At 71.0% G+C, this 20,388-nt stretch carries 21 protein-coding genes; 7 read left to right on the top strand and 14 right to left on the bottom strand.

What is annotated here, in order from left to right; translation table 11 throughout:
* Window positions 1–3: 3 nt before the first annotated feature.
* From CRP50_RS03015 to CRP50_RS02990, 6 genes are all read right to left on the bottom strand, one after another.
* Complete coding sequence (locus CRP50_RS03015) at window positions 4–840, bottom strand: ABC transporter permease (protein WP_097277484.1); 837 nt, start codon at window positions 838–840, stop codon at window positions 4–6.
* Entirely contained in the window at window positions 830–1,807 is a 978-nt protein-coding gene (locus CRP50_RS03010) for an ABC transporter permease (protein ID WP_097277483.1), read from the bottom strand. The genes CRP50_RS03015 and CRP50_RS03010 overlap by 11 nt, the downstream gene beginning before the upstream one ends.
* Window positions 1,804–2,826, bottom strand: a complete 1,023-nt coding sequence (locus CRP50_RS03005) for an ABC transporter ATP-binding protein (protein ID WP_097277482.1) — start codon at window positions 2,824–2,826, stop codon at window positions 1,804–1,806. The genes CRP50_RS03010 and CRP50_RS03005 overlap by 4 nt, the downstream gene beginning before the upstream one ends.
* A 142-nt stretch (window positions 2,827–2,968) precedes the next feature.
* A complete protein-coding gene (locus CRP50_RS03000) occupies window positions 2,969–4,141 on the bottom strand; it encodes an ABC transporter substrate-binding protein (protein WP_097277481.1) in 1,173 nt (390 codons plus the stop codon).
* Window positions 4,142–4,414: 273 nt separating this feature from the next.
* Window positions 4,415–5,110: an RluA family pseudouridine synthase gene (locus CRP50_RS02995; RefSeq protein ID WP_097277480.1), complete on the bottom strand. Its 696-nt coding sequence runs from the start codon at window positions 5,108–5,110 to the stop codon at window positions 4,415–4,417.
* A gap of 57 nt (window positions 5,111–5,167) precedes the next feature.
* Window positions 5,168–5,611: a MarR family winged helix-turn-helix transcriptional regulator gene (locus CRP50_RS02990; protein WP_097277479.1), complete on the bottom strand. Its 444-nt coding sequence runs from the start codon at window positions 5,609–5,611 to the stop codon at window positions 5,168–5,170.
* Between the two features lie 199 nt (window positions 5,612–5,810).
* On the opposite strand from CRP50_RS02990, the gene CRP50_RS02985 reads away from it, so the two are divergent.
* The 4 genes from CRP50_RS02985 to CRP50_RS02970 all read left to right on the top strand — a co-directional run bounded on the left by CRP50_RS02985 (window position 5,811) and on the right by CRP50_RS02970 (window position 10,330).
* Window positions 5,811–6,233 (top strand): organic hydroperoxide resistance protein, encoded by a 423-nt coding sequence (locus tag CRP50_RS02985; protein ID WP_097277478.1) that lies wholly within the window; start codon window positions 5,811–5,813, stop codon window positions 6,231–6,233.
* An 85-nt stretch (window positions 6,234–6,318) separates the two neighbouring features.
* Window positions 6,319–7,212 (top strand): trypsin-like serine peptidase, encoded by an 894-nt coding sequence (locus tag CRP50_RS02980; RefSeq protein WP_097277477.1) that lies wholly within the window; start codon window positions 6,319–6,321, stop codon window positions 7,210–7,212.
* 17 nt (window positions 7,213–7,229) lie between these two features.
* Window positions 7,230–8,795, top strand: coding sequence for a sigma 54-interacting transcriptional regulator (locus CRP50_RS02975; protein WP_097277476.1), 1,566 nt, complete (start codon window positions 7,230–7,232; stop codon window positions 8,793–8,795).
* Between the two features lie 221 nt (window positions 8,796–9,016).
* Window positions 9,017–10,330 (top strand): D-amino acid dehydrogenase, encoded by a 1,314-nt coding sequence (locus tag CRP50_RS02970; RefSeq protein WP_097277475.1) that lies wholly within the window; start codon window positions 9,017–9,019, stop codon window positions 10,328–10,330.
* 96 nt (window positions 10,331–10,426) lie between these two features.
* Here the strand turns inward: CRP50_RS02970 and CRP50_RS02965 are convergent, their stop codons facing one another.
* The 6 genes from CRP50_RS02965 to CRP50_RS02940 form a co-directional block, all read right to left on the bottom strand.
* On the bottom strand, window positions 10,427–10,714 hold the full coding sequence (locus tag CRP50_RS02965; RefSeq protein ID WP_097277474.1) for a hypothetical protein: 288 nt from the start codon (window positions 10,712–10,714) through the stop codon (window positions 10,427–10,429).
* An 87-nt stretch (window positions 10,715–10,801) separates the two neighbouring features.
* The gene (locus CRP50_RS02960) at window positions 10,802–11,551 is read right to left on the bottom strand and encodes a TlyA family RNA methyltransferase (RefSeq protein WP_097277774.1); all 750 of its coding nucleotides are present in this window, start codon (window positions 11,549–11,551) and stop codon (window positions 10,802–10,804) included.
* Between the two features lie 17 nt (window positions 11,552–11,568).
* Window positions 11,569–13,488, bottom strand: a complete 1,920-nt coding sequence (dxs, locus tag CRP50_RS02955) for a 1-deoxy-D-xylulose-5-phosphate synthase (protein ID WP_097277473.1) — start codon at window positions 13,486–13,488, stop codon at window positions 11,569–11,571.
* 29 nt (window positions 13,489–13,517) lie between these two features.
* Window positions 13,518–14,420, bottom strand: a complete 903-nt coding sequence (locus tag CRP50_RS02950; RefSeq protein ID WP_097277472.1) for a polyprenyl synthetase family protein — start codon at window positions 14,418–14,420, stop codon at window positions 13,518–13,520.
* Window positions 14,421–14,490: 70 nt separating this feature from the next.
* Complete coding sequence (locus CRP50_RS02945; protein WP_097277471.1) at window positions 14,491–14,745, bottom strand: exodeoxyribonuclease VII small subunit; 255 nt, start codon at window positions 14,743–14,745, stop codon at window positions 14,491–14,493.
* A gap of 131 nt (window positions 14,746–14,876) precedes the next feature.
* Window positions 14,877–15,806: a histone deacetylase family protein gene (locus CRP50_RS02940; protein WP_097277470.1), complete on the bottom strand. Its 930-nt coding sequence runs from the start codon at window positions 15,804–15,806 to the stop codon at window positions 14,877–14,879.
* 235 nt (window positions 15,807–16,041) lie between these two features.
* Here CRP50_RS02940 and CRP50_RS02935 point away from each other — a divergent pair, with 235 nt between their 5' ends.
* Complete coding sequence (locus CRP50_RS02935) at window positions 16,042–16,377, top strand: ArsR/SmtB family transcription factor (RefSeq protein ID WP_097277773.1); 336 nt, start codon at window positions 16,042–16,044, stop codon at window positions 16,375–16,377.
* 255 nt (window positions 16,378–16,632) lie between these two features.
* Here the strand turns inward: CRP50_RS02935 and CRP50_RS02930 are convergent, their stop codons facing one another.
* Window positions 16,633–17,715, bottom strand: coding sequence for an MBL fold metallo-hydrolase (locus CRP50_RS02930; RefSeq protein WP_097277469.1), 1,083 nt, complete (start codon window positions 17,713–17,715; stop codon window positions 16,633–16,635).
* A 95-nt stretch (window positions 17,716–17,810) separates the two neighbouring features.
* Between CRP50_RS02930 and CRP50_RS02925 the strand changes: the two genes are divergently transcribed.
* A complete protein-coding gene (locus CRP50_RS02925) occupies window positions 17,811–18,707 on the top strand; it encodes an ROK family protein (RefSeq protein ID WP_245913341.1) in 897 nt (298 codons plus the stop codon).
* Between the two features lie 58 nt (window positions 18,708–18,765).
* The gene (locus CRP50_RS02920; protein WP_097277467.1) at window positions 18,766–19,368 is read left to right on the top strand and encodes a 2-hydroxychromene-2-carboxylate isomerase; all 603 of its coding nucleotides are present in this window, start codon (window positions 18,766–18,768) and stop codon (window positions 19,366–19,368) included.
* A gap of 39 nt (window positions 19,369–19,407) precedes the next feature.
* On the opposite strand, the gene CRP50_RS02915 is transcribed toward CRP50_RS02920, so the two are convergent.
* Entirely contained in the window at window positions 19,408–20,274 is an 867-nt protein-coding gene (locus CRP50_RS02915) for a cell envelope integrity EipB family protein (protein ID WP_176524996.1), read from the bottom strand.
* Window positions 20,275–20,388: the final 114 nt, after the last annotated feature.

Genomic DNA, 20,388 nt, shown 5'->3' with positions numbered 1-20,388 from the left:
TGCTTATTTGCCGCCCGCGTCGGCGGTCGTTTCCGACCCGCGCGTCAGCCAGTAGGCGGTGAGAATGGGGATGAAGGTGACGGCGATGACGAACACCGCCACCACGTTGGTGACCGGGCGCTGGCGCGGCCGCACCAGTTCCGACAGCATCCAGATGGGCAGCGTGGTCTGCTGGCCGGCGGTGAAGGTGGTGACGATCACCTCGTCGAACGACAGGGCGAAGGCCAGCATGCCGCCCGCCAGCAGGGCCGTCGCCATGTTGGGCAGCACCACGTAGCGGAAGGTCTGGAAGCCGTCGGCACCGAGGTCCATGGACGCCTCGATGAGGCTGCCCGAGGTGCGGCGGAAGCGCGCCAGGGCGTTGTTGTAGACCACGACGATGCAGAAGGTGGCGTGGCCGACCACGATGGTCCAGAAGCTGAAGGGAATGTCGGCCAGTCCGTAGGCGGAGCGGAGCGCGATGCCGGTCACCACGCCCGGCAGGGCGATGGGCAGGATGACCAGCAGGCTCACCACCTCGCGCCCGAAGAAGCGGGCCCGGCTGATGGCGGCAGCGGCCAGCGTGCCGAGGATCATGGCCGTCAGCGTCGCCGTCAGCGCCACCTGCACCGACAGCCACAGGGCGTTCCACACGTCCTGGCGCTCCCACGCCACGGCGAACCACTTCAGCGTCAGGCCGGGCGGCGGGAAGACGTAGCTCTGGTCTTCGGTGGTGAAGGCATAGAGCACGATGAAGGCCATGGGCACGTGCAGGAACAGCACGGTGAAGGCGGCGGCGGCCTTCAGGCCCCAGCCGGCGCGCGGCCGGCCGTCGGCGGGCGGGCGGCGGTCAGAGCGCATCGAAGGCCCCCAGTCGCTTGGCGGCGGTCAGGTAGATCGCCATGATGACGATGGGCACCACCGAGAAGGCGGCGGCGAGCGGGATGTTGCCGGCGGTGCCCTGGTGCATGTAGACGGCCTGGCCGATGAACAGCCGCGAGGCGCCGATGACACCGGGGATGATGTAGTCGCCGAGCGTCAGCGAGAAGGTGAAGATCGACCCGGCGACCACGCCCGGAAAGGCCAGCGGCAGGATCACCTTGCGGAAGGTCAGGCCCGGCCGCGCACCCAGGTCGGACGAAGCGTCGAGCAGGTTCTTCGGTACCCGCTCCAGCGCCGCCTGGATCGGCAGGATCATGAACGGCAGCCAGATGTAGAGGAACACCAGGAACATGCCGAGGTAGCTCACCGACAGGCTCGGGCCGCCGATCACCGGCAGGCCGAGGATGCCGTCGAGCAGCCAGGTCGTGCCGGTGGCGCCGGCCGCCCAGCTGAGGATGCCCTCCTTGGCCAGGATCAGCTTCCAGGCATACAGGCGCACCAGATAGCTCGACCACAGCGGCAGCATGACGCCGAGGTAGAGCACCGCCTTCATGCGCGGCCCGGCATAGCGGGCCATGTAGTAGGCGAGCGGGAAGCCGATGAGGGCGGCGGCCACCGTCACCACCGCCGCCATGGTCACGGTGCGGACGATGATGTCGAAGTTGGCGAGGGTGAACAGCTCCGCCCAGGTCGCCAGGGTGAACTCGGGCACCACCATGCCGCTGAACGGGTCGATGGCGAAGAAGCTGTTGAGCAGGAGCGCGAACAGCGACCCCACGTAGACCACGCCGAGCCACAGCAGCGGCGGCAGCAGCAGGATCAGCAGGAACAGCCCGCGCCGCCCGTAGAGCCAGCCCGACAGCCGCCGCGACAGGCTCCGCGTCCGGGCGGGGCGCACCTGCGGCTCGGCCTGCCCGAGGGGGTGCGGCTGCGAACGCGCGGTCATGCCAGCACCTGCCAGGTCTCCGGCCCCCAGCTCAGGCGCACGCGGGTGCCGCTCGGCAGGGCCTGGCCGGCCGTCAGCACGTTGGGCGCGGTGACCATGAGGTGGGTCGCCTCGTCGCCCGCCAGCGCCACGCGGTAGCGGGTGGCGGCACCGAGGAAGGTGACCTCGGCGATGGTGGCGAGGGCGCCGGTGTCGGGCCCGGCGGCCGGCTCGTTGTCGGGGCGCAGGACGATCTTCTCCGGGCGGATGGACACCGGCCCCTCCACCCCGAACAACCGTTTGGTCACCGGCCCGCGCAGGATGTTGGAGGTGCCGACGAACTCGGCCACGAAGGCGGTCTGCGGCCGGTCGTAGACCTCGGCGGGGGTGCCGATCTGCTCGATGCGGCCCTGGTTGAACACGGCCAGGCGGTCGGACATGGACAGCGCCTCGGTCTGGTCGTGGGTGACGAAGACGAAGGTGATGCCCACCTGCCGCTGCAACTGCTTCAGCTCGGTCTGCATCTCCTCGCGCAGCTTGAGGTCGAGCGCGCCGAGCGGCTCATCGAGCAGCAGCACGCGCGGGTGGTTGATGAGGGCGCGGGCCAGCGCCACGCGCTGGCGCTGGCCGCCCGACAGCTGCACCGGGCGGCGATCGCCGTAGCCGCCGAGGCGCACCAGCTCCAGCATCTCCTCTGCCCGGCGGCGACGCTCGGCCTTGGCCACGCCGCGCACCATGAGGCCGTAGGCGACGTTGTCGGCGACGGTCATGTGCGGGAACAGGGCGTAGTCCTGGAACACCGTGTTCACGTCGCGCTCGAAGGGCGGCAGGCGGGTGTCGTCCTTGCCGTGGATGTAGACGTGGCCCGCCGTCGGGTACTGAAACCCGGCGATCATGCGCAGGCAGGTGGTCTTGCCCGAGCCGGAGGGGCCGAGGAGGGAGAAGAACTCACCCTCCGCGATCTCGAAACTGACGTCGTCGACCGCCTTGACCGGCCCGAAGGCGCAGGTCACCCGGTCGAAGCGGACTTCCGCGGCCATGGCGCGGTCCTCTTCTCTCAATGCGTAGGGTCTTGGGTACGGTGTGCGGTAGGCGGGGCTGCCCGGCCCGCCGCTCCCCTCGGGGAGTAAGGCGGGGTGTGGGTGAGGCGGCGGCGTGCCGGGCCCCCGGAGTGCCGGCGGCTCAGCGGCCGCCGAGCACCGCGATGTAATCGGTCACCCAGCGGTAGTAGGGGACGCAGGCCTCCTGCGTCTCGCACTTGGCGACCGGCGTGCGCCAGAAGTGGATCTGGTCGAACTTGTCGAAGCCGTTGGTGGTGCAGCCGTCGGGGCCGAGCAGCTCGTGGTCCTCGCAGGCGGCCGGCACCACCGGGTTGGCGCCGAACCAGGCGGCGACGTCGCCCTGCACCTTGGGCGACAGGCTGTGCTCCATCCACAGGTAGGCGCAAGTGGGGTGCGCCGCCTCGGCGTGCAGCATGGTGGTGTCGGCCCAGCCGGTGGCGCCTTCCTTGGGGATGACGCTGGCGACGGGCTGGCCCTTGGACTTCAGGATGTTGACCTGGAACGGCCACGAACCCGACGCGACCACGCCCTCGTTGGTGAAGTCGTCGATCTGCACGAAGGCGTCGTGCCAGTAGCGGTTCACCAGTTCGCGCTGCTGGCGCAGCAGATCGAGCGCCGCCTTGTACTGGTCTTCGGTCAGCTCGTAGGGGTCCTTGATGCCGAGGTCCGGCTTGGCACTCATCAGGTAGTTGGCGGCGTCGGCGATGTGGATGGGGCCGTCGAAGGCCTGGATGCGGCCCTTGTTGGACTGGCCGTCGGCCAGCGTCTGTTCCTCGAACACCACCTTCCAGCTGTCCGGCGCGGTGTCGCCGAAGGCCTTGGTGTTGTAGGCGAGCACGTTCGGCCCCCACTGGTAGGGCGTGCCGTAGTGCTTGCCGTCGACCGTGTGCCAGGGGGCGGACTTCAGGCGGTCGTCCAGGGTGTTCCACGACGGGATGAGGGCGGTGTTGATCTCCTGCACCCGCTTGCCGGCGATGAGCCGCAGGCTGGCGTCGCCCGAGGCGGTGACGAGGTCGAAGCCGCCCTCGTTCATGAGCGCCACCATCTCGTCGGAGGTGCCGGCGGTCTTGACGTTGACCTTGCAGCCGGTCGCCTTCTCGAAGCCGGTCACCCAGTCATAGGCGGCGTCGGTGTCGCCGCGCTCGATGTAGCCGGGCCAGGCGACGATGTCGAGCTGCCCCTCGGGCTGCCCCAGCGACTGAAGCGGCGCCGCGGTGGCGGCAGCCGTGGTGGCGGCGACGAAGGACGCGGCGACGGCGGCGGCGACCGTCCGGCGGGCGGCGGTGTGGGTCATGATGCTCTCCCTGTTGGACCTTATGGTTGTCCGACTTGGGAGAAAGGCTACTTGGGGGGCCGCCGTATGGAAAATATGAAAATCTCTGGCAGGGGCATGAGGAAAAACGATGGCCTGGTCGCAACATCATGCCCCGCGCCGGTGTCCCCGCGGTTGGCCGGAGCACGCCCAGCCATGACAAAATCCTCTACCTCGGAAGACCTCGCCACGGTCGGGCTGCGCGCGGCCGCATCCAGGCCCGCCGGAGCGGAGCGCAAGTCGCTGCCCCCGCCCCTATTCCCCGCCGAAGCCGCAGGCCGTCAGGGCGGCGCGCATGTGGGCCGGGACAGGGGCCTCGCAGGCTACCGGGTCGCGGGTCGGGTAGAGCGGCACGACCACGCCGCGGGCATGCAGGTGCAGGGCGTCGGCCGGGGCGTCGGCGGCGCCGTAGACCGGGTCGCCGACGATGGGGCAGCCGAGGTGGGCGCAGTGGACGCGGATCTGGTGCGTCCGCCCCGTCTTCGGCCGGCATTCGAGCCAGCTGCGGCGGCCATCGGCGGAGCGGCCGAGGAGGCGCCACTCGGTCACCGCCGGCTGGCCCTCGGCGGGGTCGACCACCATCTTCCAGCCGCGCTTGGGCGTCAGCTTGCGCAAGGGGGCGTCCACCGTGCCGGCTTCGGCCCCGCCCGTGGGCGCGCCTTCCACCACCGCCCAATAGATCTTTTCCACCCGCCCCTGCTGGAACAGCTTGCCGAGCTTGCGCAGCGCCTTGGAGTGCCGCCCGAGGATCAGGCAGCCCGAAGTGTCGCGGTCCAGCCGGTGCGCCAGGTTGGGCAGGCGCGGCAGGCCGAAGCGCAGGGCGTCGAAGTACATCTCCATGTTGTCGCCGCCGCCCGGCCCGGCATGCACCGGCACGCCCGCCGGCTTGTTCAGGATGAGCATGAGGCTGTCCTTGTAGAGGACGCGGGCGACGATCTCTTCGGGGGTCATGGCTCGGCGGCTGGTGGCGATGGGGTGCGGCACACATAGCGCGCGCAGGGCGCCCTGTCACGCGCAGCCGTCGGCGAGCAGCGCGTCGCGCAGGGCGGTGAGCTGGTCGCGCAGGGCCTCCAGCTCCGCCGGCGTGCGCTTGGAGGCGCAGAGGATCGACTCCTGCACCGTCCCGGCCCGCTGCCGCAGCGCCCGCCCCTCTTCGGTGAGGCCGATGCGCACCTGGCGTTCGTCGGCGGCGTCACGGCGACGGGTCACGAGGCCGGCGGCCTCCATGCGCTTGAGCAGCGGCGTCAGGGTACCGGAGTCCAGGTGCATCTGCACGCCGAGCTGTTTCACCGTGATGCCGTCCTCCTCCCACAGCGCCAGCAGCACCAGATACTGCGGATAGGTGAGCCCGAGCGGATCGAGCAGCGGCTTGTAGACGCGGTTGAGGGCGTGCGCCGCCGAATAGACGGCGAAGCAGAGCTGGCGGTCGATGGGCAGCGGCACGTCGGCCATGGCGGACTCGCGGGCTGGAGCGGCGGAACGGGACATCGTGCCCCGGAGATGGATCGCGCACAATGAAATCGCTCGTCCGGCATGCGCATGGCTGCCATGCGGTCTATTTCATTGCACACGATCAAATTGCCCGCCATTCTTCACTCCATGGACGGCGCCCCAGCCGTTCCCCTTCGACCGAAGACCTCAGGAGACCGTCATGGACATCAAGTACCGCACCACCGCCTCCGCCACCGGTGGCCGCGAGGGCCGCGCCGCGAGCGACGACAACCGCCTGTCCGTCACCCTGTCGACGCCGAAGGAGCTGGGCGGCGGCGGTGGCGAGGGCACCAACCCCGAGCAGCTGTTCGCCGCCGGCTACTCCGCCTGCTTCCTCGGCGCGCTCAAGTTCGTCGCCGGCAAGGAGAAGGTGAAGGTGCCCGAGGACGCCACCGTCACCGCCACTGTCGGCATCGGCCCGCGCGACGACGGCACCGGCTTCGGCATCGACGTCGACCTGACGATCGCCCTGCCGGGCATCGAGCACGCCGTCGCGGAAGACCTGGTGCAGAAGGCGCACGTGGTCTGCCCCTACAGCCACGCCACCCGCGGCAACATCGACGTCCGCCTGGCGGTCGCCTGAGCCCCGGCGCGGCAGCACGAGGCTTGCGGGCGACGATCCGGCGGGCGACACTGGCGGCCCGACCGCCCTCCCCCGCCCGGACCCCATGCTCCGCCGCCTCGTGCTCCTCGCCCTGATCCTGCTGCCGGTCCTGGCCCCGCCCGTGGCGGCGGCCGGGCCGGCGCAGCCGCGCGACGAACACCGCGCGCTGATGGATGCCGGCACCTGGCCGTTCACCGCGCTCGGCCGCCTCAACGCCGCCGGGCGCGGCTTCTGCACCGCCGTGCTGGTGGGGCCGAGCACGGCGCTCACCGCCGGGCACTGCCTGTTCAACCCGCGCAACGGCGCCCTGCGGCAGTTGTCCGACATCCACGTCGTCGCCGGCTTCCAGCGCGACACCTGGCTCGCCCACGCCCGCGCCAAGGCGGTGCGCACCGGCCTCAAGACCTTCCCCCGCAACCCCGACAGCAGCCTCGCGCCGCAGGACTGGGCGGTGATCGAGCTGGACGTGCCCATCGGCCGCACCGTCGGCTGGCTGGGCGTGCGGACGCTCGACGCCGCGCCCGATGCGCCGCTGTTCGAGGCCGGCTATCGCCACGACCGACCCTATGCCGTCTCCCTCGGCTCGGGCTGCAGCGTGCTGTCGCGCAACGCCGAACGCCTCATGCACGACTGCACGGTGCAGCAGGGCGGGTCCGGCTCGCCGCTGCTGCAATACGACGACGGGCGGTTCTGGGTGGTCGGCCTCAACGTCATGCAGGGCCGCATTCAGGACGGCCGCGCCGTCGCCATCGCCGCGCCCGCCGAGATCTTCGCCGCCGGTGCCCCGGGCCAGGCCCTGAGCAAGGCCGGCGTGAGCCTCGGCGCTCCCACCCCGCTGCCCGAGGCCGTCGGCACCGACACCGGCGCCTTCCGCTCCGTGCTCGCGTCCTGCCTGAAGGCCGACGCGCCCCTCGACACGCTGCTGCGCCGCCGCCTGCCGGCCGGCTGCATCCGCTGAGCTGAACCCACCCCGCCATGCGCATCACCGTCCGCTTCGACGACCGCGTCGGCATCGCCCAGGAAATCCTCGGCGTGCTGGCGCTGAAGGGCATCAACGTGGTGGCGGTGGAGGTGGACGTCCCCTTCGTCTACATCGACGCCCCCGCCCTGCCCACCGACGCCTTCCACGCCCTGCGCGACGACCTGGCGGCGGTGGCCGGCGTCACCCATGTGCGCACCACCGACCAGCTGCCCGGCATGCGCCGCCGCCTGCACCTGGAGGCGCTGCTGTCGGCCATGCCGGACCCGGTGCTGCTGCTCGACGGCGAGGGCGTGATCGTGGTCGGCAACGCCGCCGCCGCGGCCGCCGCCGGTACCGACGAGCGGGGGCTGGAAGGCCTCGCGCTCGACGTCTACCTGGCCGACGACGAGGACATGGCGCCGCCCCTGGTCGCCGCCGGCTTCCGCATGGCGCCGCGCGAGGTTTCCGTGCGCGGCGAGCCGTTCCTGCTCACCTGCACCCCGGCGCTGGACGCCGAGGGGCAGCCGGCGGGCGGCGTCGTCACCCTGCAGGCGCCCAACCGCGTCGGCGAGCAGATGCACGTGCTGCAGCACTTCCGCCCCGGCAGCTTCGAGGCCATCCTCGGCGCCTCGCCGGCCATCGCCGCCCTGCGCCGCCAGGGGGCGCGGGTGGCGGCGCTGGATGCGCCGCTGCTCATCCTCGGCGAGACGGGCACCGGCAAGGAACTGGTGGCGCTCGCCTGCCACGCCGGCAGCCCGCGCAAGGAGGCGCCCTTCCTCGCCCTCAACTGCGCCGCCGTGCCCGAAAGCCTGGCCGAGAGCGAACTGTTCGGCTATGCCCCCGGCGCCTTCTCCGGCGCCCAGAAGGGCGGCAAGCCGGGGCTGCTGGAACTGGCCGGCGGCGGCACCGTGTTCCTCGACGAGATCGGCGAGATGTCGCCCTACCTCCAGGCCAAGCTGCTGCGCTTCCTCAACGACGGCAGCTTCCGCCGTGTCGGCGGCGACCGCGAGCTGCGGGTGGACGTGCGCATCATCGGCGCGACGCACCGCGACCTCGCCGCCATGGTGCGCGACGGCAGCTTCCGCGAGGATCTGTTCTACCGCCTGAACGTGCTGCGCCTGGAGGTGCCGCCGCTCCGCAAGCGCGGCGACGACATCCTGACGCTCGCCCGCCACTTCATGGAAGAGGCCGCCGCCCGCGCCGGCCGCCCCTGCCCCGCCCTGTCGCCCGCCGCCCGCGCCGGCCTGCTGGCGAGCCCCTGGCCGGGCAATGTGCGGCAATTGCAGAACGTGGTGTTCCGCGCCGTCACCATGACCGAGAAGACAGTGCTGGAGCCCGCCGACCTGGAATTGGCCGACGAACTGGCCGGCGGCCAGGGCGCCGATCCCGGCACCGCCCTGCCGCCGCCCGGCCCCGGCCCGGCGTCGTGGGAGGACGCCCAGGCCGCCTTCGAGCGTGACTTGCTGACACGGCTCTACCCGCTGTTCCCCTCCAGCCGCAAGCTGGCGGCGCGGCTGTCCACCTCCCACACCATGATCGCCAACAAGCTGCGGCGCTATGGGATTCCGGAGAAACCGTAAACGATCGCGTACGGCGTAAACGTTTCGTTACAGAGCTTGGGAACCGCGGATTTCTGCGGCTTGATGGCTCGGCCGTAAACCTACGTGTACAGCCCCGCTCGCACGCCCACCTGAAATTGCCCCGTTTTCCGCCATTCCGGCATCTGGCCCGCCGCTTGCTCATGCAGCAGGCAGGACCACACCGGCCCGCCCGAGGCCGGAGACAACAGGGGCGCATCACCATGAAGATCGTCATTCTCGGCAGCGGCGTCGTCGGCGTCACCACCGCTTGGTTCCTCGCCCGCGACGGGCACGAGGTCACGGTGCTCGACCGCCAGCCGGCCCCGGCCATGGAGACCAGCTTCGCCAACGCCGGTGAGATCTCGCCGGGCTACGCGACGCCCTGGGCCGCGCCGGGCATCCCCATGAAGGCGATCAAGTGGATGTTCATGCGCCACGCCCCGCTGGTGCTGCACGCCCGCATGGACGCGGACATGTGGCGCTGGATGGGCATGATGCTGCGCAACTGCACCGCCGCCCGCTACGAAGTCAACAAGAGCCGCATGGTGCGCGTCGCCGAATACTCCCGCGACGTGCTGAAGTGGCTGCGCGGCGAGACCGGCATCACCTACGACGAGCGCACCCGCGGCACGCTGGAGGTCTTCCGCACCCAGGCGGCGCTGGACGGTATCGCCAAGGACACCGCCATCCTCGACCGCTACGGCGTGCCCTACGAGGTGCTCGACACCGCCGGCTGCGCCCGTTACGAGCCGGCCCTCGGCCAGGTGTCGCAGAAGATCGTCGGCGGCCTGCTGCTGCCGGGCGACGAAACCGGCGACTGCTTCAAGTTCACCCAGGCGCTCGCCAAAATGGCCGCCGACCTCGGCGTGACGTTCCGCCACGGCGTCACCATCAAGGCCGTGACCACCGAAGGCGACCGCGTCACCGGCGTCGAGACCGACCAGGGCCGCGTCACCGCCGACAGCTATCTCTGCGCCATGGGCAGCTATTCGCCGCTGCTGCTGAAGACGCTGGGCATTTCCGTGCCCGTCTACCCGGTGAAGGGCTACTCCATCACCATCCCGGTGGAGAACGAGGCCGGCGCGCCCGTCTCGACGGTCATGGACGAGGCCCACAAGGTCGCCCTCACCCGCCTCGGCGACCGCATCCGCGTCGCCGGCATGGCCGAACTGAACGGCTACAACCTGGACCTCGACCAGCGCCGCCGCGAGACGGTGGAATACGTCGTCTCCGACCTGTTCCCGACCGGCGGCGACGTGGCGAAGTCGGAATTCTGGACCGGCCTGCGCCCCATGACGCCCGACAGCGTGCCGGTCATGGGCCCGACCCGCTTCCGCAACCTCATGCTCAACACCGGCCACGGCACGCTGGGCTGGACCATGGCCTGCGGCTCGGCGCGGGTGCTGACCGACCTCTACGCCGGCCGCACGCCCGACATCGACATGGACGGCCTCACCATCGCTCGCTTCGGCGGCACGGTGACGACGCCCGACACCGGCCGCGCCGTCGCCCGTCCCGACCGCAAGGCGGCGTGACGGCGGCGGGTGCGCCCGCTTCGATCGTGATTTTCCTCCCTCGCATGCACCTCCGGCCGGGCCTCGCGCCCGGCCGTTTTTTTGTCCGCGGCGGCCTCACCACGGCCAGCCGAACGGGCGCAGCCAGTCGGTCAGGGGGTGCAGGCGGCCGAGGATCCAGGCGTGCAGCTTCCAGCGCCAGAAGGTTTCGGCGATGTAGGTGTCGTCGCGGCTCGCCTTCCATTTGCGCCATTGCGGGTGGGCGAGGCGCTCGAAGGTCACCAGCTGCTTGCGTTCGGACGGCATTTCGTAGGCCCGCACCACGTAGGGTCCGACCGTGAAGGTGCGGACGATGCGACGGTCCCACGACGTGGTGCCGGAGGCGGCGAGTGCGGAGTCGAACATGGCGAGCCTCGGGGTGACGATCCTTCAGCCGGTGACGGCGCCTCGGACTCAACGCCCGCGGGGCCGCATCGGTTAAAGGTGGCGTCGTCAGTCGGCCGTCGCCATCCTCCGTGCGGCGATGAGGAACTCGACGTTGCCCTCCGGCCCCTTGATGGGGCTTTCGGTGATGCCGAGCACGCGCCAGCCGGGCAAGCCGCTCACCCACTCGCGGATGGTGTCGCAGACCTCGGCATGCAGGGCGGGGTCGCGCACCACGCCGCCCTTGCCGACGCGGTCCTTGCCGACCTCGAACTGCGGCTTGATGAGGGCGATGAGCCACCCCTCGTCCTTCACCCGCGCCAGCGCCGCCGGCAGCACCGTGCGCAGGCCGATGAAGCTGGCGTCGCACACCACCATGTCGACGGCGTCGGGGATCTCGGTCTCGGTCAGGTGGCGGGCGTTGGTGCGCTCCATCACCACCACGCGCGGATCGACCCGCAGCTTGTGGGCGAGCTGGCCGTAGCCGACGTCGACGGCGTACACCTTGGCGGCGCCGCGCGTCAGCAGCACGTCGGTGAAGCCGCCGGTGGACGCGCCGACGTCGATGCAGGTGAAGCCCGTCGGGTCGCAGGCGAATTCCGCCAGCCCCTTCTCCAGCTTCAACCCGCCGCGCGACACCCACGGGTGATCCTGCCCGCGCACCTCGAGCGCGCTGTCGGCAGGCACCTTCACCCCGGCCTTGTCGAGCTTCTTCTCGCCGCTGAACACCAGCCCGGCCATGACGATGGCCTGGGCGCGGCTGCGGCTCTCCACCAGTCCGCGATCGACCAGCAGTTGGTCGAGCCGGACCTTTTCCACTTTCTCGGCCACGTCGATTACGCCCGCGCCGCCCCTTCGGTGCCGCGGCCCAGGGCCTTCAGCGCCGTCTCGACGATGTCGGCCTGGGTCAGGCGGGCCTTGGCGTACTGGGTCTCCGGCTTGTCGTGCTCGAAGAAGTGGTCGGGGATGGCGAGCGTGCGCACCTTCAGCCCGTGGTCGAGCAGCCCCTCGTCCGACATGAACTGCAGCAGGTGGGCGCCGAAGCCGCCGCGGGCGCCCTCCTCCACCGTGATGAGCACCTCGTGCGTGGCGGCGAGACGGCGCACCAGCTCGGTGTCGAAGGGCTTGGCGAAGCGCATGTCGGCGACGGTGGTGGACAGACCCTTGGCCGCCAGGTCCTCGGCGGCCTTCTGACAGTGGGCGAGGCGCGGGCCGACGGACAGCAACGCCACCGACGTGCCTTCGCGCAGCACGCGGGCCTTGCCGATGGGCAGGACCTCGCCGCGCTCGGGCAGCGCCGTGCCGACGCCCTCGCCGCGCGGGTAGCGGAAGGCGATGGGGCCGTCGCCGTGGGCGGCGGCGGTGGCGACGGCGTGCACCAGTTCCGCCTCGTCGGACGGGCACATGACCACCATGTTCGGCAGGCAGCACAGGTAGCACAGGTCGAACACGCCCTGGTGGGTCGCGCCGTCGGCGCCGACGAAGCCGGCGCGGTCGATGGCGAAGCGCACCGGCAGGTTCTGGATGGCGACGTCGTGGACCACCTGGTCGTAGGCGCGCTGCAGGAAGGTGGAATAGATGGCGGCGAAGGGCTTGTAACCCTCACACGCCAGACCGGCGGCGAAGGTCACGGCGTGCTGCTCGGCGATGCCGACGTCGAAGGTGCGGGTCGGGAACTCGCGCTCGAACTTGTCGAGCCCGGTGCCGCCCGGCATGGCGGCGGAAATGGCGACGATGCGGTCGTCGTGACGCGCCTCCTCGATCAGCGCCTTGGCGAAGACGGCGGTGTAGCTCGGCGCGTTGGGCTTGGCCTTCACCTGGTCGCCGGTCACCACGTCGAACTTGGAGACGCCGTGGTACTTGTCGGCGGCGGCTTCGGCGGGCGGATAGCCGCGGCCCTTCTGCGTCACCACGTGGATGAGCACCGGCCCCTCGTGGTTGGTGTCGCGCACGTTCTTCAGCACCGGCACCAGATGGTCCATCTTGTGGCCGTCGATGGGGCCGACGTAGTAGAAGCCCAGTTCCTCGAACAGCGTGCCGCCGGTGACGAGGCCGCGGGCGTATTCCTCCGCCCGCTTGGCGGCGCGCTCCAGCGGTCCGGGGAAGCGGGCGGCCATTTCCTTGGCGATGTTGCGGGCCGACAGCCAGGGCTTGGACGACAGCACCTTGGACAGATAGGCCGACATGGCGCCGACCGGCGGCGCGATGCTCATGTCGTTGTCGTTGAGGATGACGATGAGCTTGGAATTCATCGCGCCGGCGTTGTTCATGGCCTCGTAGGCCATGCCCGCCGACATGGCGCCGTCGCCGATGACGCAGACCACGTGACGGTCGTCGCCCATGAGGTCGCACGCCACCTTCATGCCGAGGCCGGCGGAGATGGAGGTCGAGCTGTGACCGGCGCCGAAGGGGTCGTACTCGCTCTCGCTGCGCAGGGTGAAGCCCGAGATACCGCCCGGCTGGCGGATGGTGCGCAGGGTCTCGCGCCGGCCGGTCAGGATCTTGTGCGGGTAGCACTGGTGGCCGACGTCCCAGATCAGGCGGTCTCGCGGCGTCTCGAACACGTGGTGCAGGGCCACCGTCAGCTCGACCACGCCGAGCCCGGCGCCCAGGTGCCCGCCGGTGCGCGAGACGGCGTCGATCAGGTCGGCCCGCACCTCGTCGGCAAGCTCGCGGAGCTTGTCGAGCGACAGGCCGCGCATGTCGGCCGGGGTCTGGACGGTGTCGAGGATCGGAGTGGCGGGTCGCTGGGTCAAGGCAGGATCCTTTGGCGGCAACGGCGGCGTCAGGCGCGGCGGGCGAGGACGAAGTGCGCCACGTCGCGCAGCAGGTCGGCCTCGGCGTCGAAGGGCTTCAGATGGGCCACGGCCTGTTCGACGAGCATCTCGGCGTGGGTGCGGGCGCGGTCCAGGCCGAGCAGGGTCACGAAGGTCTGCTTGCCGGCGGCGGCGTCCTTGCCCACCGTCTTGCCCAATTCGGCCTGATCGCCTTCGACGTCAAGCAGATCGTCGACGATCTGGAACGCGAGGCCGAGGTCGTGGGCGTATTTGGTCAACGCCTGGCGCAGCTGCGGCGCCGCCTTGCCGAGAATGGCGCCGGCGCAGCACGAGAACATGATGAGGCGGCCGGTCTTCAGCTGGTGCATGCGCGTGACGGCGGCGACGTCCATGCCGCGGCCGAAGCCCTCGTCGCGCTCGGCCAGCAGGTCGACCATCTGGCCGCCGACCATGCCGCGGGCACCGGCCGCCTTTGCCAGTTCCACCACCAGCTCGGCGCGCACCGCCGGATCGGGGTGGGCACCGGGGTCCCCCAGAACCTCGAAGGCGCGGGTCAAGAGGCCGTCGCCGGCCAGGATGGCGGTCGCCTCGTCGAACTGCTTGTGGCAGGTCGGCCGGCCGCGCCGCAGGTCGTCGTCGTCCATGGCCGGCAGGTCGTCGTGCACCAGGGAATAGCTGTGCACCATCTCCACCGCCGCGGCGACGCGCAGCGACGCGCTGGAGGCGACGTTGAACAGGTCGGCCGTCGCCGTCACCAGGAAGGGCCGCAGCCGCTTGCCGCCGTTGAGGCACGAATAGCTCATGGCCTCCCACAGCCGGCGCTCGGGGATGTCCTCCACCGGCAGCAGGCGCTGCAGCTCCTCTTCCACGGCGGTGGCGCGCTCGGCCATTGTGTCGCGAAGGCGGCTCATGCTCGACGGAACTCCTGGCGGGACGGGGGCGGGAACGATGGTGAACAGGGGCGAAGGCGGAGGCGCCGGCTCAGCCGGCATCGAAGGGGGCGGCGCCGGTCGGGCGGCCGTCGGCGCCGAGGGAGATCTTCTCGACGCGCTGGCGCGCCTCGGCCAGCTTGCGTTCGCAGTGACTGCGCAGGGCGACGCCGCGCTCGTAGGCATCCACCGCCTCGTCGAGCTTCACCCGGCCGCCTTCCAGCTGGCGGACGATGTCCTCCAGGGCGGCCAGGGCGTCTTCGAAGGAAAGGGCGGCGATATCGGCGGGAACGGGGGATTCGGCCATGCGGGGACTCGGGTCCTGGATCCGGGGCGGGAAAGGCCGGAAGTCTAAAGCCCCGGCATCCCACAAGGCAAGGGAACAACCCGGACCGCCGTTCGATCCACGGCTCTTCCACCGAAGGAAGTGGCCGCCGGTCAGATCCCCATCAAGGCCCGCACGTGGCCGACCGTGCAGGCGGCGAGCGCGCGGATGTCGTAGCCGCCCTCGAGCACCGACACGACGCGCCCGTCGCAGACCTCGTCGGCCAGCGCCATGACCTCCTTGGTGGCCCACACGAAGTCGGAGACCTGCAGCAGCAGGTAGGCCATGGGGTCGTTGGCGTGGGCGTCGAAGCCGCAGCTCAGGATGATCATGTCCGGCTTGAAGTCGCGCATGGCCGGCAGCACCTGGTCGGTCATGACCTGGCGGAATTCGTCCGATCCGGCGCGCACCGGCAGCGGCACGTTCAGGATGTTGTCGTGCGCCCCCGTCTCGCCCGTCGCCCCCGTGTGCGGCCACTGCGGCCACTGGTGGGTGGAGGCGTAGAACATGTCCGGGTCGTCCCAGAAGATGTGCTGGGTGCCGTTGCCGTGGTGGACGTCCCAGTCGAGCACCGCGACGCGCTTCAGCCCGTGCACCTCGCGCGCATGGTAGGCGCCGACGGCGACGTTGTTGAAGATGCAGAAGCCCATGGCCTGCTCGCGCTCGGCATGATGCCCCGGCGGGCGGACCGCGCAGAAGGCGTTGCGCACCTCGCCGCGGGCCACGGCATCCACCGCGGCGCACACCGCACCGGCGGCGCGCAGGGCGGCCTCGCCGCTGTCGGGGCTGAGGATGGTGTCGCCGTCGATGTGGTGGTGGCCGTCGTGCGGCACGGCGTCCATCACGCGCTCGATGTAGCTCAGCGGGTGGACGCGCATGAGCTGCTCGCGGGTGGCGTGCGGCGCCTCTTCCCGGTGCAGCATCATGAACTCTTCCGACTCCAGGACACGCAGGATGGCGCGCAGCCGGTCGCCGCATTCGGGATGGAGGTCGCCCGTATCGTGATCGATGCAGGCATGATGCGTGACCAGTAGCGTCGCCATAAACTTTCGTTCCTTCAACCACCCGGGCAATACCCTTACCCGGACCCTGCCATTGCGGAAATTTGTCACCAGTCGTGGATGCAGCGCAACCTGTCTTTCGACAGATATGGGTCGCCGCCGCGGCCGCGGCACGCCGGCCCGTCTCCTAGGCGTTTGCTCCCTCTGCCCGAACGGCATACAATCGGGTAGTGCACCCGATGCTTTTGTGGGAACCGGAATGCCCGACGATCTGGGGATGGACCTGCAGCAGTTGCAGGAAAACGCGCGGCGCGCCAGCGCCCTGCTCAAGGCCATGAGCAACGAACACCGCCTGATGATCCTGTGCCAGTTGCTGCACGGGGAGATGTCGGTCGGTCAGCTCGAGCGCATCGTCGGCCTCAGCCAGTCGGCCCTGAGCCAGCATCTGGCGCGCCTGCGCCGCGACGATCTGGTGAAGACCCGCCGTAGCGCGCAGACCATCTACTATTCCCTGAAGGGGGAGGAAGCGGCGGCCGTCATCAGCACGCTCTACACCCTCTATTGTGCCGAGGACGACGCCAACCCCTGCCGCCCCTCGGCCGTCGGCGCCTGATCCGGGGCCGGCGCGTCGGCCTGCGCCCGCATGTCCTCGACCAGAGGCGCGACGACGGTCGTCTGCAGCAGGGCAGCGACGACCGACGCTCCGAGCACGAGCATCAGGCGGGTGGCGGCGCGAGGTCTGTGAAGCGGTCTGGGCATGGCTGCGGCTGCGGCTTGGGATGACGGTTCGAGGGTCGCTGAACCGAACGGCCCCAGTCGCCGCCTCGTTGCCGGAACCGTCGGGTACCATCTATCCGACGGGATAGAGTCAGCCCGCCGAATCCGTGGCCGCCGTCCAGCGGTGAACGCCGTCCGCCGCCACTTGCCGCACCAGCAGCCCCTCCACTTCCAGCCGCCGCACGTGCGCCAGCACCTCGCCGATGGCGAAGAACAGCTGGTGGTCGTCGAGCGGCCGCGGGAACATGACCGGCACCAGGTCCATGGCGCTGCGCGGCTGTCCTGCGCAGGCGTCCAGCGCCTCGGCCAGGCGCTCGGCGTGATGGTCGGCCAGTTCCTTGACGCGGGCGTGCAGTCCGATGAAGGGCAGGCCGTGGCTCGGCAGCACCAGGGTGTCGCGCGGCAGCGCCCCGAACACCTGCAGCGACCGCAGGAACAGGCCGAGCGGGTCGGCCTCCGGTTCGTTGGGCCACAGCGAGACGTTGGGGCTGATGCGCGGCAGGATCTGGTCGCCCGAGATGAGCACGCCGTCCTCGGCGCAGTGCAGCGCCGCCAGTTCGGGCGCATGGCCCTGGCCGACGACGACTCGCCACGTGCCGCGGCCGATGCGGATCTCCTGCCCGTCGACGATGCGACGGTAGGCGCGCGGGATCGGCGCGACGCGCCCGGCATAGGCATTGCCGCGGCTGCGCACCTTCTCCATCAGGTCCGGCCCGAAGCCGGCGGCCTGATAGAACCGCACCGAGGCGGCGCGGAACTCGTCGGTGGTGTCGAGCGACAGATGCATGCCCGTCGCCCATTCGCCGAGCGTCGTCCACATCTCGATGCCGAAGCGCTCGCACAGCCAGCCGGCGAGGCCCATGTGGTCGGGGTGGAAGTGGGTGCAGAACAGCCGCGTCACCGGCCGGCCGCCGAGGCGCGGCTGGCGCATCACCTGTTCCCACAGGTCGCGGGTGAGGGTAGAGGCGACGCCGGTGTCGACGATGGCCCAGCCGTCGCCGTCTTCCAGAAGCCACAGGTTGATGTGGTCGAGGGCGAAGGGCAGCGGCATGCGCAGCCACAGCACGCCTTCGGCCACCTTCAGCAGGTCGCCGGCCTGCGGCGGCGCCTTGTGGGGGTGGCGCAGGGCCGGGCGGGCGGGCGTGCGGGGCGGGGTCTGACGGGTGTCGCTCATGCCCTTCACCTGCCATGATCGGCGGCCACTTCGCAAGGGCCGCGACGTCGCCTACCATCCGGAGCCATAGCATTCGCGACGAAAGGATAAAGGCGGTGAGACTGGGCGTGGACCTGGGCGGCACCAAGATCGAAGCCATCGCGCTGGCGGAGGACGGCGCACCGCGCGCCCGCCGCCGCACCGCCACGCCGGCCGGCGACTACGCGGCGACGGTGCGCGCCGTCGCGGCCCTGGTGACGGCAGTGGAGGCCGAGGCCGGCGCGCGCCCCGGCGGCGCCACCGTCGGCATCGGCATCCCGGGCGCGCTGTCGCCCGCCACGGGCCTCGTGAAGAACGCCAATTCCACCTGCCTCATCGGCCGACCGCTCGACCGCGACCTGGCGGCGGCGCTCGGGCGGCCGGTACGGCTCGCCAACGACGCCGACTGCTTCGCGTTGTCCGAAGCGACCGACGGGGCCGGCGCAGGCGCCGCGAGCGTGTTCGGCGTCATCCTCGGCACCGGCGTCGGCGGCGGCATCGTCGTCGGCGGGCGGCCGCTCGCCGGCCCCAACGCCATCGCCGGCGAGTGGGGGCACAATCCCCTGCCCTGGCCGCGCGACGAGGAACGGCCCGGCCCGGCGTGCTACTGCGGCAGGCGCGGCTGCATCGAGACCTTCCTGTCCGGCCCCGGCCTCGGCGCCGACCACGGCCAGGGCCTGAGCGGGGCTGAGGTCGCCGCCCGCGCCGCCACCGGCGAGCCCACCGCCGTCGCGGCCCTCGACCGCTACGTCGACCGTCTGGCGCGCGCCCTGGCGACGGTGGTCAACGTGCTCGACCCGGAGGTGATCGTGCTCGGCGGCGGGCTGTCCAACCTCGCCGTGCTCTACGACCGCCTGCCCGCCGCCCTGCCCGCCTGGGTGTTCAGCGACACGGTGCGCACCCGCATCCTGCCGCCGGTGCACGGCGACTCCAGCGGTGTGCGCGGCGCGGCGTGGCTGTGGCCGCAGGGTTGATCGAGGGCGCCGGCGGGACCATGTGGGCGCTTCCGCCCGCAACCCGAGGACCCTGCCCATGCCCGCCGCCGCCGTCGTCGACTACTACTTCGCCCTCAACTCGCCGTGGACCTACCTGGGCTCGGCGCGGCTGGAGGAGATCGCCCGCCGCCACGGCGCCACGGTGCGGGTGAAGCCGACCCGGCTCGGCGAGGTGTTCGGCCGCACCGGCGGCGTTCCCCTGCCCAAGCGGGCACCGGAGCGGCAGCGCTACCGATTGGTGGAACTGGAGCGCTGGAGCGCCTTCCTCGGCGTGCCGCTGGTGCTGCAGCCGACGCACTTCCCCAACGACGAGACCCGCGCCGTTCACCTGATCCTGGCGGCCCAGGCGGCCGGCGCCGATGCCCTGCCGCTGGCGACGGCGCTCGGCCGGCAGTTGTGGGAGTTAGACCGCCCCTTCGCCGACCCGGCCACCCTCGCCGCCGCCGCCGACAGTTGCGGCCTCGACGCCGAGGCGCTGCTCGCCGCCGCCGATCCGGCGCAATTGGACGCGGCGTGGACGCGCAACACGGAAGAGGCCGTCGCCGCCGGGGTGTTCGGCGCGCCGAGCTACGTGGTGGAGGGGGAGATCTTCTGGGGCCAGGATCGGCTGGACTTCCTGGAGCGCCGTCTGGCCGGGTGACCGGCGCCGGCGCTCCAGGGATCGTCCCGTCGTCTCAGATCAGCACTCGGGCTTGGCGACGGGCTTTAGGTCCGTCAGCTTGCCGCCGATGGAGAAGTCGCCGAAGTCCTGCTGGACGCTGCCGGCCACGCCGTTGGTGTGGTAGGCGAGCCCGACCTGGAACTCGGGCAGCGGGTCGTTGCCCTCCTGCGGGAAGAAGGCCATGGTCATGGGCCACGAGGTGCCCTGCAGCAGATCCCGGCTGATGCGCGCCTCGCCGGCACCGCCGGCCGAGGCCTTCTCGGGGCCGACCGCAGGCTCGCCCGCGCGCCGCACGCCGATCAGCGCCGACACCTCGTAGGGGCCGCGGTCGCCGGAGCCGTCGAACACCGAGCGATTGATGAACTTGCGGCCCTTCTCGGCTTCGGCCAACAGCAGGCGCGTGTGTTCCGTCGGGAACAACGTGCCGGCCGGCAGGTCGATGGAATGGGCCACCGGCTGCACGAAGTCCACCGTGCCGGCGCCGTCGTCGGAGGGCATGCTGGCGCGGCCGTCGATGGTCTCCACCAGCATGCCGTTGCGGCTGTTGCGCACCTTGAAGCGGTACTGGCTGCCGTCGTAGCTCTCCCACGTGGTGAATTCCCACGCGGTCAGCACCGGCGTGCCGACGCCGTAGGAGATGGACAAGAGCGTGCGGGTGTTGACCGCATAGCCGTCGCAGGTGTCGGTGAAGGTGTAGTGCATGGTGCCGCTGGCCCCGACGACGCCGCTGCCGCTGCGCGAGCTGGACAGCTGCATGTCGTAGGTCGCCTCGTGCGGCACCAGCTTGGCGGCGGCGGAAGCGGGCTCCGCGGCGCCTGCCGGAGCCGCCGCCACGCCCAGCACGAGGACGCCGGCGAGCGCGAGGCCAGACGTGGTGCGGATCATGAGCGTCATCCTTCAAAGTGACCCTTTGGAACCTGAACGGTCCCGCCGAACGGGTCGTTCCCCCGATGTAGGCCCGCTCGTCCACAAGAACAAGGCGCGCCCCCTTTCGGTCGC

Source organism: Caenispirillum bisanense, from assembly GCF_900230255.1.
GTDB classification, from domain to species: domain Bacteria; phylum Pseudomonadota; class Alphaproteobacteria; order Rhodospirillales; family Rhodospirillaceae; genus Caenispirillum; species Caenispirillum bisanense_A.
Note: the sequence above shows the minus strand (reverse complement) of the source record. Positions and strands in the feature narration are given on the sequence as shown.

What these genes read in the sequence shown, in the direction of transcription:
- CRP50_RS02940 (WP_097277470.1), bottom strand. Translation starts at nt 15,806, where the DNA reads ATGGCGACGCTACTGGTCACGCATCATGCCTGCATCGATCACGATACG.
- CRP50_RS02915 (WP_176524996.1), bottom strand. Translation starts at nt 20,274, where the DNA reads ATGATCCGCACCACGTCTGGCCTCGCGCTCGCCGGCGTCCTCGTGCTG.
- CRP50_RS02965 (WP_097277474.1), bottom strand. Translation starts at nt 10,714, where the DNA reads ATGTTCGACTCCGCACTCGCCGCCTCCGGCACCACGTCGTGGGACCGT.
- CRP50_RS02970 (WP_097277475.1), top strand. Translation starts at nt 9,017, where the DNA reads ATGAAGATCGTCATTCTCGGCAGCGGCGTCGTCGGCGTCACCACCGCT.
- CRP50_RS02985 (WP_097277478.1), top strand. Translation starts at nt 5,811, where the DNA reads ATGGACATCAAGTACCGCACCACCGCCTCCGCCACCGGTGGCCGCGAG.
- CRP50_RS02930 (WP_097277469.1), bottom strand. Translation starts at nt 17,715, where the DNA reads ATGAGCGACACCCGTCAGACCCCGCCCCGCACGCCCGCCCGCCCGGCC.
- CRP50_RS03005 (WP_097277482.1), bottom strand. Translation starts at nt 2,826, where the DNA reads ATGGCCGCGGAAGTCCGCTTCGACCGGGTGACCTGCGCCTTCGGGCCG.
- CRP50_RS02975 (WP_097277476.1), top strand. Translation starts at nt 7,230, where the DNA reads ATGCGCATCACCGTCCGCTTCGACGACCGCGTCGGCATCGCCCAGGAA.
- CRP50_RS03000 (WP_097277481.1), bottom strand. Translation starts at nt 4,141, where the DNA reads ATGACCCACACCGCCGCCCGCCGGACGGTCGCCGCCGCCGTCGCCGCG.
- CRP50_RS03010 (WP_097277483.1), bottom strand. Translation starts at nt 1,807, where the DNA reads ATGACCGCGCGTTCGCAGCCGCACCCCCTCGGGCAGGCCGAGCCGCAG.
- CRP50_RS02920 (WP_097277467.1), top strand. Translation starts at nt 18,766, where the DNA reads ATGCCCGCCGCCGCCGTCGTCGACTACTACTTCGCCCTCAACTCGCCG.
- CRP50_RS02990 (WP_097277479.1), bottom strand. Translation starts at nt 5,611, where the DNA reads ATGGCCGACGTGCCGCTGCCCATCGACCGCCAGCTCTGCTTCGCCGTC.
- CRP50_RS02950 (WP_097277472.1), bottom strand. Translation starts at nt 14,420, where the DNA reads ATGAGCCGCCTTCGCGACACAATGGCCGAGCGCGCCACCGCCGTGGAA.
- CRP50_RS02935 (WP_097277773.1), top strand. Translation starts at nt 16,042, where the DNA reads ATGGACCTGCAGCAGTTGCAGGAAAACGCGCGGCGCGCCAGCGCCCTG.
- CRP50_RS02995 (WP_097277480.1), bottom strand. Translation starts at nt 5,110, where the DNA reads ATGACCCCCGAAGAGATCGTCGCCCGCGTCCTCTACAAGGACAGCCTC.
- CRP50_RS02980 (WP_097277477.1), top strand. Translation starts at nt 6,319, where the DNA reads ATGCTCCGCCGCCTCGTGCTCCTCGCCCTGATCCTGCTGCCGGTCCTG.
- CRP50_RS02945 (WP_097277471.1), bottom strand. Translation starts at nt 14,745, where the DNA reads ATGGCCGAATCCCCCGTTCCCGCCGATATCGCCGCCCTTTCCTTCGAA.
- CRP50_RS03015 (WP_097277484.1), bottom strand. Translation starts at nt 840, where the DNA reads ATGCGCTCTGACCGCCGCCCGCCCGCCGACGGCCGGCCGCGCGCCGGC.